Annotated in this window: 12 protein-coding genes and 1 pseudogene; 5 read left to right on the top strand and 8 right to left on the bottom strand. The window is 60.3% G+C overall.

Translation table 11 applies throughout. From position 1 onward, the window contains the following. A pseudogene (locus J0I64_RS16145) lies at positions 1-282 on the bottom strand (hypothetical protein); the annotation flags it as partial. 215 nt (positions 283-497) lie between these two features. On the opposite strand from J0I64_RS16145, the gene J0I64_RS16140 reads away from it, so the two are divergent. The 5 genes from J0I64_RS16140 (at position 498) to J0I64_RS16120 (ending at position 7,959) form a co-directional block, all read left to right on the top strand. Continuing rightward, complete coding sequence (locus J0I64_RS16140; RefSeq protein WP_291410067.1) at positions 498-2,525, top strand: ABC transporter substrate-binding protein; 2,028 nt, start codon at positions 498-500, stop codon at positions 2,523-2,525. Between the two features lie 176 nt (positions 2,526-2,701). Continuing rightward, positions 2,702-3,712: an ABC transporter permease gene (locus tag J0I64_RS16135; RefSeq protein ID WP_291410065.1), complete on the top strand. Its 1,011-nt coding sequence runs from the start codon at positions 2,702-2,704 to the stop codon at positions 3,710-3,712. Continuing rightward, complete coding sequence (locus tag J0I64_RS16130) at positions 3,709-4,896, top strand: ABC transporter permease (RefSeq protein ID WP_291410063.1); 1,188 nt, start codon at positions 3,709-3,711, stop codon at positions 4,894-4,896. The genes J0I64_RS16135 and J0I64_RS16130 overlap by 4 nt, the downstream gene beginning before the upstream one ends. A gap of 10 nt (positions 4,897-4,906) precedes the next feature. Further along, positions 4,907-6,571, top strand: coding sequence for an ABC transporter ATP-binding protein (locus J0I64_RS16125; RefSeq protein WP_291410061.1), 1,665 nt, complete (start codon positions 4,907-4,909; stop codon positions 6,569-6,571). A 20-nt stretch (positions 6,572-6,591) separates the two neighbouring features. Continuing rightward, positions 6,592-7,959: an alpha-glucosidase/alpha-galactosidase gene (locus J0I64_RS16120; RefSeq protein WP_291410059.1), complete on the top strand. Its 1,368-nt coding sequence runs from the start codon at positions 6,592-6,594 to the stop codon at positions 7,957-7,959. Positions 7,960-8,301: 342 nt separating this feature from the next. On the opposite strand, the gene pth is transcribed toward J0I64_RS16120, so the two are convergent. The 7 genes from pth to J0I64_RS16085 form a co-directional block, all read right to left on the bottom strand. After that, on the bottom strand, positions 8,302-9,000 hold the full coding sequence (gene pth, locus J0I64_RS16115; RefSeq protein WP_291410057.1) for an aminoacyl-tRNA hydrolase: 699 nt from the start codon (positions 8,998-9,000) through the stop codon (positions 8,302-8,304). A 107-nt stretch (positions 9,001-9,107) separates the two neighbouring features. After that, positions 9,108-9,725, bottom strand: a complete 618-nt coding sequence (locus tag J0I64_RS16110; protein ID WP_291410055.1) for a 50S ribosomal protein L25/general stress protein Ctc — start codon at positions 9,723-9,725, stop codon at positions 9,108-9,110. Between the two features lie 293 nt (positions 9,726-10,018). Further along, positions 10,019-11,836 carry a phage tail tape measure protein gene (locus tag J0I64_RS16105; RefSeq protein ID WP_291410053.1) on the bottom strand — a complete coding sequence of 606 codons (1,818 nt, stop codon included), beginning with the start codon at positions 11,834-11,836 and terminating at the stop codon, positions 10,019-10,021. An 11-nt stretch (positions 11,837-11,847) separates the two neighbouring features. Further along, complete coding sequence (locus J0I64_RS16100; protein WP_291410051.1) at positions 11,848-12,423, bottom strand: HK97 family phage prohead protease; 576 nt, start codon at positions 12,421-12,423, stop codon at positions 11,848-11,850. Then, positions 12,420-12,893, bottom strand: coding sequence for a hypothetical protein (locus tag J0I64_RS16095; RefSeq protein WP_291410049.1), 474 nt, complete (start codon positions 12,891-12,893; stop codon positions 12,420-12,422). The genes J0I64_RS16100 and J0I64_RS16095 overlap by 4 nt, the downstream gene beginning before the upstream one ends. A 111-nt stretch (positions 12,894-13,004) precedes the next feature. Further along, complete coding sequence (locus J0I64_RS16090) at positions 13,005-14,285, bottom strand: phage major capsid protein (protein WP_291410047.1); 1,281 nt, start codon at positions 14,283-14,285, stop codon at positions 13,005-13,007. A gap of 30 nt (positions 14,286-14,315) precedes the next feature. Further along, positions 14,316-14,558, bottom strand: coding sequence for a hypothetical protein (locus tag J0I64_RS16085; RefSeq protein ID WP_291410045.1), 243 nt, complete (start codon positions 14,556-14,558; stop codon positions 14,316-14,318). Positions 14,559-14,945: the final 387 nt, after the last annotated feature.

Raw genomic sequence — 14,945 nt, 5'->3', positions numbered from 1 at the left:
GACAGTCTGGTGGGGAATGCCGGCCCAAAACGCGACGAGGCGGTTGTCTGATACCGAGACCGGGCCGCCATCGAAAACGTAGTCCATCCGGCCATGCGTCAGCCAATTGAACTCGATATGGCCGTGGCTGTGCGGGGCGGGCATGATCTGGGGCGGGAAGGCGCGAATGCCAAAACGGCCGAATGCCTTCCCGGACGCGTAAAAGCTGCGATCGGGGCGCGGGGTCGGGCGCGGGGCCTTTTCGCGCAGGCGCGAGACAGAGACGGTTTCATTAACAGTCATACTTATCAGCGTAGTTCTTAGAAATCCGGAACTAGTCTCTATCATTCCGGATTGTTTCGCCCGATGCAAGTCGTAGGCTCCCTAACATGCACGGGACCCAGAGCCAGTGGGAGTGACTGGCTCCATGCATGAGACGCGTCCCGTTGCGAAGGGAGGTTCTATTGAGAAAGCCTATCTATGCCCTTGGCGGGGCAGGACTTTTGCTGTCCGTTTCAATGCTAGCCATTCCGGCGCAGGAACTGACCGGCGAGCTGCCGGATCCGCCGGAGTTTGCCGCCCAGAGCGAACCCGTCTTCGTCTCGGTCAGCGATATTCTCGAATTCAAGGCGCTGCCCGAGTACCACGAGCCGGCTTGGGTCACCTCGAAATATGTCGATGCCGGCACCTTGCCGCCTGTTGCCGAGCGCCTTCCAAAAGAGCCGCTCGTCTACAAGACTGGCAATATGCCTGACGGCGTCGGTGTCTACGGCGACACAATGCGTCATGTCATCGGTGGCCGGCCGGAAGGCTGGAACTATATCGGTGGCCAGAGCCAGGGTTGGGGCGGCATCGATATCGGGCTTTCCGAATGTCTGACGCGCACCGGCCCGCTGTTTGAGGTGAAGGCCGACGAACTTGAGCCGCTGCCGAACCTGGCCAAGAGCTGGGAATGGTCGGAAGACGGCCATCAGCTGACCATGCACCTGATCGAAGGGGCAAAGTGGTCTGACGGCGACCCGTTCGACACCGAAGACGTGATGTTCTACTGGAACGACAACGTCAACGATCCCAACGTTTCCCCGCTCAATGGCGCGACCCCGGAAACGTTCGGCGTCGGCACGACGCTCGAAGCGCTCGATGCCTATACGATCAAGTGGACCTTCAAGGATGTCCGCCCGACGCAGTATCTCTATGCCATGGCCTATGGCACGTTCTGCCCGGGCCCGAGCCATATCCTCAAGCCACAGCACCCCAAGTACAACTCGTCCAATACCTACGAGCAGTACAAGAACGCCTTCCCGCCCGAATATATGAACATTCCGGTGATGGGCGCCTGGGTGCCGGTCGAATACCGTCCTGACGATATCATCGTCATGCGCCGCAACCCCTACTACTGGAAGGTCGACGAGAACGGCAACCAGCTGCCCTATCTCAACGAGATGCACTATCGCCTCTCGACCTGGGCTGACCGCGACGTTCAGGCTGTTGCCGGTTCGGGCGACTTCTCGAACCTCGAACAGGCTGAAAGCTATGTCGAAGCGCTGCGTCGCTCGGCCGAGCCGACGGCTCCGGCCCGTCTGCAGTTCGGTGCCCGCACCATCGGCTATGCCCTGCGCATGAATTTCTCGGCCAATGGCTGGGGTGAGCCTGATGCACGCGCCCAGGCAATCCGTGAGCTGAACCGCAACCTCGATTTCCGCAAGGCCGTCTCGCTCGCTGTCGATCGTCAGCGCCTTGGTGAATCGCTGGTCCGCGGTCCGTTCACCGCCATCTATCCGGGCGGCCTCTATGCCGGCACGACCTATTACGACAAGGCGTCTACCGTCTATTATCCGAACAACCTGGAAGCAGCCAAGGCACTGCTCGATGGTCTCGGGTTGGTCGACACCGATGGCAATGGTGTCCGTAACTTCCCGGCCGGCACCGCTGGCGGCGCTGACTTGGAAATCACACTGCTTGCCAATTCCGACTACGGCACCGACACCAACCTCGCGGAAGGTATCATTGCCCAGCTCGAACCGCTCGGCATTCGCGTGATCGCCAATTTCCAGGCGGGCACTGCTCGTGACGACATGGCCCAGGCAGGCCAGTTCGATTGGCACGTGGAACGCCAGGGCGCCGAAATGGTGTCGGTGGTGCAGGGTACTTCGGCACTCGCGCCGACCGGTCCGCGCACTCATCCGTTCCACCGCGCCGGCACTGACGGCACGCTCGACCTGCTGCCCTTCGAGCAGGACCTGGTCAACACGGTGAATGCCTTCATCGCGACCAGCGACAATGCCGAACGCGCCGAACTGATGAAGAAGTACCAGCACACCTTCACCGAGAACGTCTACTCGGTGGGTCTCACCCAGTATCCGGGTGCGCTGATCATCAACAAGCGCTTCGCCAATATCCCGGTTGGTGCTCCAATCTTCATGTTCAACTGGGCTGAAGACAACATCATCCGCGAACGCGTCTTCGTGCCCGAAGACAAGCAGGGTGACTATGAACTGCATCCGGAAACGCTGCCTGGCGCTCCGGGCGGTGCAGGTCCGGTCTGATCCAAACTTCCGGGGTGGCGGCGGGTTCGCCACCCCATACCCCACCTCTTCTGGAGGCGAGGGGACCCATTCAGTGACCTTGGCATGATTGCGCTGCGTCCGCGATCTGCCCCCTCGGACCCCACTGGGGCGAGGGTTGGGGGAAGGGGCCTGGCCCCTAGCCAGTGAGGCCGTTTATGCTCCGATTTCTCGTCATACGCATTCTGGGCGCGATACCGCTGTTGTTCCTGCTCAGCATCGTGACCTTTGCCATCATCCAGGCGCCGCCAGGCGACTATGGTGACACCATCCGTTCCATGCTGATGAACCAGGGCGGCGTGCCTGCCGTTCAGGCCGAGGCTCAGGCGGAAATCTATCGCCAGGCCCATGGCCTCAACGATCCCATGATCGTTCAGTATTTTCGCTGGATCACCGGGATCGTCACCCGGTTCGATTTCGGCCACTCGTTCTTCTACAACAAGCCCGTGGGGCAGGTGGTGCTCGAACGTCTGCCCGCGACCATCGCACTGGCTCTCGTGTGCCATATCCTGGCCTCGCTGCTGGGCATCGGGCTCGGCATCGTCGCTGCGACCCGTCAGTATTCGTGGGCCGATACGCTGCTGGGGATCGTCTCCTTCCTCGGCATGACGATCCCGCGTTTCCTGCTCGCGATCATCATTCTCTATGTGCTGGTGTTCAAACTCAATGTCAGCGAGGTGGGCATGTTCTTCTCCGCCCGTTATGGCGGGGCGCCCTGGAGCTGGGACAAGTTCGTCAATCTCGTGCAGCACGTGTGGCCGGTGGTGTTCATCGCGACCTTTGGCGGGCTCGCCTACAATATGCGCGTGATGCGCGCCAACCTGCTCGACGTGCTCAACAGCCAGTATGTCGAGACCGCGCGGGCCAAGGGCCTGCCGGAAAGCGCGGTGATCATGAAGCATGCCGTGCCCAATGCCCTGCACCCGCTGGTGGCCTACCAGGGCGTGGTGCTGCCCTACATGCTCACCGGTGAAATCGAGGTCGCCATCGTGTTCGGCCTCGCGACTGTCGGGCCGGCCATTGTCGGCTCCATGGGGGTGGGTGACGTCTATGTCACCGCCACCTTCATGCTGGTGCTCGCGACGACGCTGATCATCGGCAATATCATCGCCGACCTCTTGCTGGTCGCACTCGATCCACGCATTCGCCTGGGAGGTAAGGCCGAATGACCAAGGTCGATACTCATTCTTCCATTCCGCTGCCGGCCGATGCCGCGGGCGGTCCCGCTCCGACCCCCGCAGAAGAGGCCGATGTTGCGCCGGTCGTCTCGCGCTATGGTTCGGGCAACGAGACCTATGCCGCGCTCGTTTGGCGCCGATTCAAGCGCTCCATCATGGGCGTCATCGGGCTGGTGCTGGTTGGGCTCTTGATCTTTGTTTCCATCTTCGCCGACTTTTTTGCGCCGATGGATCCGAAGGCCACGAACCTGCCATTTGCGCCGCCGGATGTGATCGCGTTCGAAAACCCCGAGGGCAATTTCAGCCTTATTCCCTATATCTATCCGATTGGGGATACGGGTGAATTCGATCCGGTGACGTTCCAGCCGCTGACCGGGCCGGTGCTGGACAATCCGACGCCGACGGGGTTCTTCGTGCAGGGCTATTCGTACAATATCCTGTGGTTCATCCCGTCCAATATCCACTTCTTCGGCTCGTCCGATGGGCGGCCGATCCAGCTCCTCGGGACCGACAAATTCGGGCGTGACATTCTTTCGCGCGGTATCGTCGGTTCGCGGATTTCGCTCACCATTGCCCTTGTGGTGGTGGCGCTGACGACGATTGTCGGTACGCTGGTGGGGATCACCTCGGGCTATATCGGTGGGCGGCTCGATGCGTGGGTGCAGAGGTTTGTCGAGTTTGTCCTCGCGTTCCCGCAACTGCCGCTCTACCTGGCGCTGACCTCGCTCATTCCGGTGACGGCGCCATCCAATGTCTTCCTCACCTTCGTGATTTTCGTCATGGCGGTGTTGGGGTGGGCGCAGCTCAGTCGAGAGGTGCGATCGAAGACGCTGTCGCTGGCGCGGATCGATTATGTGCGGGCGGCGATTGCGGTGGGGTCTTCCGATGGGCGCATTATCACGCGCCATATCCTGCCCAATGTGTTGAGCCACATTATCGTGTCGATCACGCTGGCCATTCCGAGTGTCGTGTTGCTCGAAAGCTTCCTCGGGTTCCTTGGCTTTGCCGTGAAGCCGCCGCTGATCTCATGGGGCCTGATGCTGCAGGATACCGGCACTTTCTCGGTGATCGGGTCTTATCCGTGGATTCTTTCGCCGGTGATCTTCGTGCTCATCACCGTCTTTGCCTTCAACGCGCTCGGCGATGGCCTGCGCGATGCCATCGACCCCTATTGAGGACGCGAAAATGACCGGTAACAATTTTGCGCCCGCCGAGAGGTACGATCTCGGGTCGCATGGACGGGAACTGATCCTCGATGCCCGCAATGTCGCCGTCGACTTCAAGGTCGAAGGCGGGGTGGTTCAGGCGGTGAAGGATGTGTCGTTTCAACTGCACAAGGGCGAGACCATTGCCCTTGTGGGGGAGAGCGGCTCGGGCAAATCGGTGACGGCGCGTACGCTGATGAAGCTGCTCACCAAGCGCGCCACCATCGGCAAGAACACGCGCATCACGCTCTCGGGCAAGAATGTCGTGACGATGAGCGATCGCGACATGCGAAAACTCCGCGGCAATGACATTGCCATGATTTTTCAGGAGCCGATGAGCTCGCTGAACCCGGTCTATACGATCGGCCAGCAGATCTGCGAGATCATTCACCTGCACAATCGCGTGTCGCGGGCGGAGGCCATGGTGCGGGCGGAAAAGCTGCTTGAGGAAGTGCAGATTCCTGAGCCGCGGGCTCGCCTCAACAACTATCCGCACCAGCTTTCCGGCGGGCAGCGGCAGCGCGTGATGATCGCCATGGCGCTGGCCAATCGGCCCGATGTGCTGATCGCCGACGAGCCGACGACGGCGCTCGACGTGACGGTGCAGGCGCAGATCCTCAATCTCATCAAGGATCTCAAGGACAAGTATGGCATGGCGGTGATCCTGATCACCCATGACCTGACCGTGGTCCGGCAGTTTTCCGACTATGTCTATGTGATGCAGAACGGTTCTGTGCAGGAGCACAACGCGACCGAGGCGCTGTTTGCCAATCCGCAGCATGCCTATACGCGTCATTTGCTGGCATCAGAGCCCAAGGGCACGGCGCTGCCGCTCGAAGAGGGCGCGCATGACACGGTGCTCGAAGGCAGGCAAGTGAAGGTCACCTATACGCTCAAGCGCGGTGGCATGTTCAATCCGGACTTCTTTGAATTGAAGGCCGTCGACAATCTCGACATCAAGCTGATGCGACACGAAACGCTGGGGATTGTGGGCGAGAGCGGCTCGGGCAAGACCACGTTCGGCCAGGCATTGATCCGGCTGATCGGCAATCAGGGCGGGCAGATTTTCTTCGATGGCGAGCCCATCCACAACAAGGATCGCAAGGCCATGCGGCCGCTGCGGAGCCGGATGCAGATCGTGTTCCAGGACCCGTTTGCATCGCTTAATCCGCGCATGTCGATCGGCCAGATCATCGAGGAAGGCCTGATCGTCAACGGGCTTGGCGCCAATCGCAATGAGCGGCTGGAGCGGGTGCGTCAGGCTTTGCGCGATGCGGGCATGCCCGACACGATCTTGAACCGTTTCCCGCATGAGTTTTCGGGTGGGCAGCGCCAGCGTATCGCCATTGCCCGGGCCATTGCGCTCGAGCCCGAATTCATCCTGCTCGACGAGCCGACCTCGGCGCTCGATCTTTCGGTGCAGGCCCAGATCATCGATCTGCTGCGAAAACTGCAGAACGAAAAGGGCCTCTCCTATCTCTTCATTTCGCATGACCTGAAGGTCGTGCGGGCCCTTTGCCATCGGGTGATGGTGATGCAGCACGGCAAGATCGTGGAGCAGGGGCCTGTAAGCGAAGTTCTCACCAATCCCCAAACCGAATATACGGCTCGGCTTGTCCGCGCCGCATTCGAAATCGCTGCCTGACGACTGGAGTTTTTTACAACATGGCGAACCCAAAGATCACTTTCATCGGGGCTGGCTCCTCGGTGTTCATGAAGAACATCGTCGGCGATATCCTGCAGCGCCCGGCGCTGGCTGGCGCACAGATCCGCCTGATGGACATCAATCCGACGCGGCTTGAAGAAAGCGCCATCATCGCCAAGAAGCTGGTGGCAACGCTTGGCGTGCCAGCGACTGTGGAGACCTTCTCGAACCAGCGCCAGGCGCTGGATGGCACCAATTTCGTCGTCGTCTGCTTCCAGATCGGCGGCTATGAGCCTTCCACGGTCGTCGATTTTGACGTGCCGAAGAAGTACAACCTGCGCCAGACGATTGCCGATACGCTGGGCGTTGGTGGCATCATGCGCGGGTTGCGGACCGTGCCGCATCTCTGGAGCATCTGCGAGGACATGCTGCAGGTCGCGCCCGACGCGATCATGCTGCAATACGTCAACCCGATGGCCATCAACACCTGGGCGATCTCGGAAAAGTACCCGACGATCAAGCAGGTCGGCCTCTGCCACTCGGTGCAGGGCACGGCGATGGAGCTGGCGCACGACCTCGACATTCCCTACGAGGAAATCCGCTACCGCTCGGCCGGCATCAACCATATGGCCTTCTATCTCAAGTTCGAGCATCGGCAGGCCGACGGAACGTACAAGGACCTCTATCCCGAGCTGCACCGCGCTTATCGCGAAGGCCGCGCGCCGAAGCCCGGTTGGAATCCGCGCTGCCCGAACAAGGTGCGCTACGAGATGATGACGCGCCTCGGCTATTTCGTGACCGAGAGCTCCGAGCACTTTGCCGAATACACGCCCTATTTCATCAAGGAAGGGCGCGAGGACATCATCGAAAAATTTGGCATTCCGCTGGATGAATATCCGAAGCGCTGCGTCGAGCAGATCGCGAACTGGAAGCGGACTTCGGAAGACTACAAGAAGGCGGACCGGATCGAGGTCAAGCAGTCCAAGGAATATGCTTCGTCGATCGTCAACTCGGTCTGGACCGGCGAACCTTCGGTGATCTACGGGAACCTGCGCAACAATGGGGTCATCACCTCGCTGCCGAATAATGCGGCGGTGGAAGTGCCGTGTCTCGTGGATGATAACGGGTTGCAGCCGACCTATATCGGCGAATTGCCGCCGCAGCTCACGGCGCTGATCCGCACCAATATCAACGTGCAGGAGCTGACGGTTCGTGCGCTGATCGAGGAAAACCGCGAGCATATCTATCACGCCGCGATGATGGACCCGCATACGGCCGCGGAACTGGATCTGGATCAGATCTGGAACCTTGTGGATGATTTGCTGGAAGCCCATGGCACGATGCTGCCGGAATGGGCACGTGGGCCGCGCAAGCAGCGCGTGGCGTAAGGGCTTAGTTATGCGAGATTGGGCCTCGGTGTGGAAGCACCGGGCTCTTTTTTGTTTTTGGGGGAGTGGCCTCTGTCGCGGCGTCATTCCCGCGCAAGCGGGAATCCCTCCTTGGCGCGCGAAACATAGATCCCCGCTTTCGCGGGGATGACATCGAGGGTGGGGCGGCTTGGAGGGGGGCTCGGCAGTTGTGCTTGCCGCCAGCCCCTCCCGGCCTCCCCCATCAAGGGGGAGGCGTTGTATCGAGTTTGGGACTGGATGCGAGCTAAAACCACCGGCCTTCACCTCCCCCTTGATGGGGGAGGATGGGAGGGGGTGGGTGAGCCACGATATAGGGTAGGCTTACTCGCCCTTGCCAAACAGCTTGTTGAGCATGTCGGCCATGGGGCCGGATTTCGGCACTTCGGCCTGGGGCTTGCTCGTCCTTGCCTGACGGATGTGGCTTTGGGCCTTGGGGGCCGGCTTGGGCTCCTCGCTGCCCTTTGCGGTCAGCGCCAGCTTGTTCATGAAGCCAGCGTCGTCACCGGCGAGGAGCATGCCGGTGTGGCGGCCGACGTCGTCTAGGAGGGGATCGAGCCAGGTTTTGTCGGCCTTGGCGAAGTCGCCGAGGACGTGGTGGGTGACGAACTCCTTGCCGGGGTGGCCGATGCCGAGGCGGACGCGCTTGTAGTCGAGGCCGATCTGCGGGTCGATGGAGCGCAGGCCATTGTGGCCGCCATTGCCGCCGCCGACTTTGACGCGGACTTTTCCGGGGGCGAGGTCGAGTTCGTCGTAGAACACGATGATGTCGGCCGGCGCGATCTTGTAGAAGCTGGCGACCTTTTGCACAGAGTCGCCGGATTTGTTCATGAAGGTCTGCGGCTTGAGGAGCAGTACCCGCTCAGAGCCGATTGTGCCTTCGGCAAGGAGGCCCGAGTTCTTGGACTTCCAGCCGGAAATGCCATTGGCGCGCGCGATCGCGTCCACGGCCATGAAGCCGATATTGTGGCGATTGCCTTCATATTGGCCGCCGGGATTGCCCAGGCCGACAAGCAGTTTCATGGCGCGCTCTCAAACAGGTTTCCCGCTTTCGCGGGAATGACACGGTGGAGTTACAAAAGAAAGGGGCGACCCGAAGGCCGCCCCAAAACGTCTCAAGACAGAACCGCTTACTCGGCCGAAGCTTCGCCTTCAGCGGCGGCAGCTTCTTCAGCCTTCAGGCCCGACGGAGCAACGATGGTTGCAATCGTCACGTCTTCTTCATGGCTGTGGTCAGCAGTGCCCTTGGGCAGCTTGATGTTCGAGATGTGGACGGTATCGCCGATTTCGAGGCCGGTCAGATCGACGGTCACGAATTCCGGGATGTTGTCAGCCGAAACGGTCAGGTCCAGCGTGTGGTGGACGACGTTCAGGGTGCCGCCGCGCTTCAGGCCGGGGCTGGCTTCTTCGTTCTCGAAGTGAACCGGAACCTGGACGTTGATCTTGGCGCCCTTGGCAACGCGCAGGAAGTCGATGTGGATCGGCTGATCCATGACGACGTCGAGCTGGTAGTCACGCGGGATGACCTTGTGGATCGTGCCGTCGACGTCGAGGTCGAGGATGTGCGACTTGAAGCCACCGGCGTAGATGAACTTCAGCGCGTCCTTATAGGCCACGGAAACGGTGACGGGGGGCTTCTTGTCACCATAGATAACTGCGGGAACGAGTCCCTGACGACGAGCTTCGCGAGCGGCCCCCTTGCCCACTCCGTTGCGCGCCTGTGCCTTGAGCACTTTATTCTGAGCCATGGAAAGCATCCATTGGGTTGGTGTATGCGTCATCACAACAGCATACGCGCCCGTCCTCCAGGGGTGACGAGCGCTTCATGCGCCGGGCTATAGAGGAAAGGGGGCTGGGGGGCAAGGGATTCTGGGGGATACGCTTGCTTTTGTGGGTGCCGACACCCCCTCCCATCCTCCCCCATCAAGGGCGAGGTGCTGGCTGTCATGTAGCGCGCGGTTTTGCTTTTTTCACTCCGGGTTTTAGCATAGCCCGCTCGCGCCTTCGACACCCTCTCGACGGGGCATCGACAGGGTGTCGCCTAGCCCCTGGCAAGCGGGTCGCTGTTGATCTCTTGGACCCGAACAGGGAGTTGGAAGCGATTGAAGCTGTCCAGGGCCTCGGAGATCGCCTCACGCATCTCAGACTTTGAAAGGCCAGAACCATTTATGGTGATGTTGTTGACCATTCCCTGACCGCCCATGAAGTCGGATGATGCAGAGTTCGATAAAATCCGTGTTCCTGCTGAGGTCCCAAACGCAAGCTCTGGCCCCCTCTCGCCAACGATGCCGAAGGAGCCGTTCGGGATAAGCCCGCCCTGATAAAATCCACCCGCGAACTTGCTGAGTAGACCTCCAAAAATACCGCCCAATCCGCCTTTCGCATTTGATGTGCCGAACAAGCTGGCGAGAGGCCCTTGCCCCAAAAGCATCGACTGTAGGACTGCCTGCGCCAGCGCATTGACCACATCGTTGAGCACTTCGGTCAGCGACTTGCTGCCCGTCCGTAACGCCTCGATGCTACCAAGCAACTGATCGCCGAAGAACTGTCCGGCCTGCTGGGCACCCTCCCAAGCCCGCGTCTCTTCGTAGATGGTACGGATAAGCTGCTCGGCTTCGTCGCGCTGGGTGACGGTCGCCTTTGCAAGGCTCTCGCGCATGCTGATGAGACGCTGTTGAACCGGGTCTGTTTCGCGCAATATATCTCGTTCGTCGCGCAAGCTCTGAAGCAGTTGCTCGGCCTTATTTACCTCGGCATTCAAGCCAACGACATTGCCGCTGCCCCCCGTCCTTGCGGGCAAGGTTCCGGATGCACCGCCTTCGCCTTCGGAAGTGCCGTTGCGAATCCGATCTATGGTGCCAGCGAGGTCGCGGAAAATCTGGTCCGTCTCAAGTCCGGTTTGCTGAAGGGTGGCCAAAGCGCCCGAAGCATCACCCTGCTTCATGAACTCCATTGCCCGGCCCACAGACCAGAGGGTGGCCGAAAGCGCATCAAGATTGGCCTTGGCTTCCGCGAGGAAAACCATCAGCTCTTTGATCACCCAGATCGCGCCATCGACCGCCAGCTCAAGGCCGCCGAAGTCCCCCGCACTGTCGGAAACGCTTTCGATGAACGCTCGCATCGCCGGCACCGCGCCCACGGTGATCTGCGTGACAAAGCCCTGGACCATCGCCTCAATTTTATTGATCTCGGCGTTGAACGCTTCGATCGCCGCAATGTCCGTGGCACTGACAGCCAGGCCGAGACGCTCAAACTCATCGGTGAGCCGCTTCACCCCTTCGGCGCCGCCATCCATGAGCCGCATGAACTGCTCGCCACCGGAGCCGCCGAACAGCTCATCAAGGATGCGGATTTGTGCAGCGGTATCGAGATGCGAGAGCTTGCCGATGATCTCGGTAAACAGCGCGGACGGATCGGCAAGCTTCTGCTTCAGCTCCGTCGCGCCCATGCCCAGGCGCTGAAAGGCCTCCGCTGCTGAGCCGGTGCCGGTAACGATGAACTCGTCTGCACGCAGGTTAAGTTCCTTGAGCCCATCCGTGAGGGCCTCAACGCCAATGAGGTTTTGCTGAGCGACGTATTTGAGGCGCTGAAAGTCCTCAACATTGACGCCCGCCATTTTTGCCTCGGCCGACATTTCGGCGAGGCTTCTGGTGGTCTGCAAGATCGCATAACCGAGCGCCGTGGCGCCAGCCGCTGCAGCGACTGCCATTGTCTTGCCCAGAGCCACGGCACGCCTCGACACATCGTCGAACCGTTCGCCAAGGCCCGTTGCCTTCTTCTCGGCGCGATCGATGCCGGCATTCAGCCGCTTGTCATTGGTGTCGAGGTCGAGCAGGGCCTCGCCAAGCTTCTCCGCCATTCCATGGCCTCCTACGCTAACGTAAGCCGCTTGCGAACGGAAAGCGTTTCCATGGCGGCGAACATGTCTTTCTGGCCTTTAGAGAGCTCTTCGCTGTCAACCTGGGCGCGAGCTTGCCGGGCCTTCATGGATAGCGTTCCCGTGCCCACGCCTGCACCACGTACAACGGGCGAAACCTCATCCACCTTCAGCCGCTTGAGGACACGAACCATTTCGGAGCCCCTGCGCTCTTTCACTGCTTCAAGGACCGAATAGCCATATGACCACTCTTGGACAGCGCCGCCCTTTTCCAGGTCAAATTTTAGAGTTTCGTGCCAGTCGCGCCCGGCTTCGGTGTTGAGATTGAGGTAGAGTTCCGCGAACACTTCGTCGCCTTGCTCATACACTCGGGCCTTGCCGAGCGGCATCGCATCACGGTTATGAGCGGGAAGGATCGGCACCCATTGTTCGCCCCCCTTCGCCCAGGAGAACGCGCCTTTCACGTATGTGTCGCCGTCATGATCGACCGAGGACAGGATGGCAATACGCGCCAAACCCTGCCCTACTTCGTCCATCTTTTCCACGGTCAGGCTTTTGGTTTCCGTCATTGCCAGCCCCAATCCTCAAGTCTTTCGATAGCATCCATGTGATCGTTCAATTCTGTCCCTCCGACAGGCCTGACTTTTCGGGCTTTTCTGGCAGTCAAACTTTCCCTGGCATTGCCGACATCCACCCGGACGCTGAACACATCGAGATGCACTACCTGTCTACCGCGCTTGTCGAAGGCATTGGTCTCGATGAGAGGCTTCATTGCGGCTTTGGCGGCTTGCGGTTCCCCTGGCAGTTGATTGACCCATACTGCTAGTGCCGGATCATCCACGTCGAACCGAAGGGCCATGAAGAAGGCAGCCTCCCTCTCGAACAGCGCCGCTCGGCCAATAGTGGCCTCATACATTCCGGAGACGGACTGGATAGGCGCATACTGGATGCCGCCTGGCTTCCACGAAATCGCTCCTGGCAAAAAGGTCCACTTTGTGGGCTCCTGAAAAATGCAAATTTCGAACTGCGCGCCCTTCATCGACACCCTCATGAAAAGAGCGCCGGCATGTGTGAACCACTCATGCCGGCGCTTGCCTCGGAGGGCGCGGACTTCCCCCGACATCAACCGTGGTCAAGACACGGTCGAATGCTATGCGGCCTTAATGCCTTCCAACACGGTGAAGCTGGCAGGGCGGCGCACGAGGAAATCGACGCGCACCCAGCCCAGCCAATCCACCATCAAATTAGAGGCAAAGCTCTGGAGCTTCAGCCCCTCAATGGTCGCTTCCATGCGCACACCCAAGGTCAATTCCGAGAAATCGCCCAAAACCAATTGGCTTTCGTCGGTATTGGCGCCCAGGTTGTCGGGCACATTCGTGGTGGGGCGGAAGGCCATGTTTTCGATAGCCTTGGGCCGCTGGAGAGGCTGACTGTCGGTCGCACGGAGGTTTTCGTAACCAGCCCAGGTGCGGGGCGACATGATCGCGTTGCGGTTCACGGTTTCGAGGTCGCATTTGGCCTCGATAAGCTTTTGCAGGCCTGACACGATATGCCCATAGTGCGCCGGCACACCGACGCCAGTTATCGTGTTGATACCGGGCGTATTGACGATGCCCCGTGGTTGGCCCGCAGCGCCCGTTCCCATGATGCCGACACGGTCAACCTCGACGGCCAGAGCCTTGGTGATGACGCGGGTAAGCTGCGACCCCCAATCGGGGCTGTCCTGGGCGAGTTCTGCCGTTGCCTGGACGCGTACCGCAAGGCTCTTGGCGACCAAGTTGTGAAGCTGGAATGTTGGGTCGCTGTTGGGCACGTTCCCGGCCTCAGATCGCCACGCCACAGCCGGGTCAGAGATAAGGCGCGATGAGGTGAGCGTCTGCGCGTTCATGGTGACGGTGGTCATGCCAGCCGCCTCAAGAACCATCTGAGCGCGGACATGGTCGGTCCATTCGGACTGATAGGCTGTCGGCAGTAAAACCCCGCTCGTAGCGCTCGAAACGGACTTGGTTTCGTGGGCATATTCCAGCGCGGCCTTGTCCTCGCAGACATCGCCAAGCATGGTGGCAGCCAACCAGCGCTCCATGGAGACGGGCGGCTTTTCTTTCGCTTTGATGACCGACGAAAGCTTGGTGCCGGCCTTGAGTTCGTACACCTCACCATGCGCGCCATGGTGTACTTTTACACCCTTCATTTCGGCAGGCTGGTGGCCCGGCCCATGCGCGAAAGGAACATGCCCCATGCCTTTGCCGCCCACGCCGTAGCGGTGCTCGATATCGTCAAGCATCGTCACCCCAGCATCGGTCATGAAGCTTTTGTAGCCCTTTGACAGGCCATTGAGGCAACCCACTTCGTCAGCGTCGAGTTCGTCGCCGCGCTTGCCAACCCAATCGAGCGCCTTTTGCGCCCGCTTCATCACTTCCTGCGTTTCCACACGTGTCTCCATTGCGCCCGCGCTAACGGACTAGTTCAGCGTTCTCAGTGCTTCCGCTACTTCTTCGACGCCCTTGGAAATGGCGTCCTCAGTCATGGCGATAAGGCTTTCCGCCACCGCTGCCGCCCCCAAGCGCTGCCGCATACGGTGCGCGAAGTAGACAAGGCCCGTAGTCAAAATCTGACGGTCACCGGCCTCGGGGAATTCCCTCTCCATGCGCTCTAGCGTAGCCTCCAACTGGAAGATCATTTCGTAGCGGTCTTCGCGTTTCATCAGGGCGACCTTCGAGCGAGTAAACATCGGCGTACCTGAGCAGATTAGTTGCACCGCCACGCCCCGTCCTGTGACGCATATGCGTGGGTAACTTCCCTCGCGCGCGCGAGGGATCAGACCTGTGAAGTGGGAGTAGATGGCGCATCCAGTCTGGGAGCGCCTGTGGGCGGGATGCGCGACCGGCATGACGAAGGGGCGCAAAAGGGGCCTATCGCCCTCTACAGCCTGTCAAATGCCTGTCAAAATCGCCATGCGGCCCGACCGGACCTATGCGGCTTCGTCGTTCGCTTCTCGGAACCACTTTCGCACGGTCGATACATCGGCCCGGATCGTGCGGGCAATCTCATTGCTGCTCGCACCGCGCTCATGCATTACCTCGGCAACCCA

This window comes from Devosia sp. (genome assembly GCF_017307565.1).
GTDB lineage: Bacteria > Pseudomonadota > Alphaproteobacteria > Rhizobiales > Devosiaceae > Devosia.
The sequence above is the reverse complement of the archived record's forward strand: the minus strand, read 5'-3'. Positions and strand labels throughout refer to the sequence as shown.

Excerpts from the sequence above, each read along its gene's own strand:
- J0I64_RS16140 (WP_291410067.1), top strand. The coding sequence starts at position 498 with ATGCTAGCCATTCCGGCGCAGGAACTGACCGGCGAGCTGCCGGATCCG.
- J0I64_RS16135 (WP_291410065.1), top strand. The coding sequence starts at position 2,702 with ATGCTCCGATTTCTCGTCATACGCATTCTGGGCGCGATACCGCTGTTG.
- J0I64_RS16130 (WP_291410063.1), top strand. The coding sequence starts at position 3,709 with ATGACCAAGGTCGATACTCATTCTTCCATTCCGCTGCCGGCCGATGCC.
- J0I64_RS16125 (WP_291410061.1), top strand. The coding sequence starts at position 4,907 with ATGACCGGTAACAATTTTGCGCCCGCCGAGAGGTACGATCTCGGGTCG.
- J0I64_RS16120 (WP_291410059.1), top strand. The coding sequence starts at position 6,592 with ATGGCGAACCCAAAGATCACTTTCATCGGGGCTGGCTCCTCGGTGTTC.
- pth (WP_291410057.1), bottom strand. The coding sequence starts at position 9,000 with ATGAAACTGCTTGTCGGCCTGGGCAATCCCGGCGGCCAATATGAAGGC.
- J0I64_RS16110 (WP_291410055.1), bottom strand. The coding sequence starts at position 9,725 with ATGGCTCAGAATAAAGTGCTCAAGGCACAGGCGCGCAACGGAGTGGGC.
- J0I64_RS16105 (WP_291410053.1), bottom strand. The coding sequence starts at position 11,836 with ATGGCGGAGAAGCTTGGCGAGGCCCTGCTCGACCTCGACACCAATGAC.
- J0I64_RS16100 (WP_291410051.1), bottom strand. The coding sequence starts at position 12,423 with ATGACGGAAACCAAAAGCCTGACCGTGGAAAAGATGGACGAAGTAGGG.
- J0I64_RS16095 (WP_291410049.1), bottom strand. The coding sequence starts at position 12,893 with ATGAAGGGCGCGCAGTTCGAAATTTGCATTTTTCAGGAGCCCACAAAG.
- J0I64_RS16085 (WP_291410045.1), bottom strand. The coding sequence starts at position 14,558 with ATGAAACGCGAAGACCGCTACGAAATGATCTTCCAGTTGGAGGCTACG.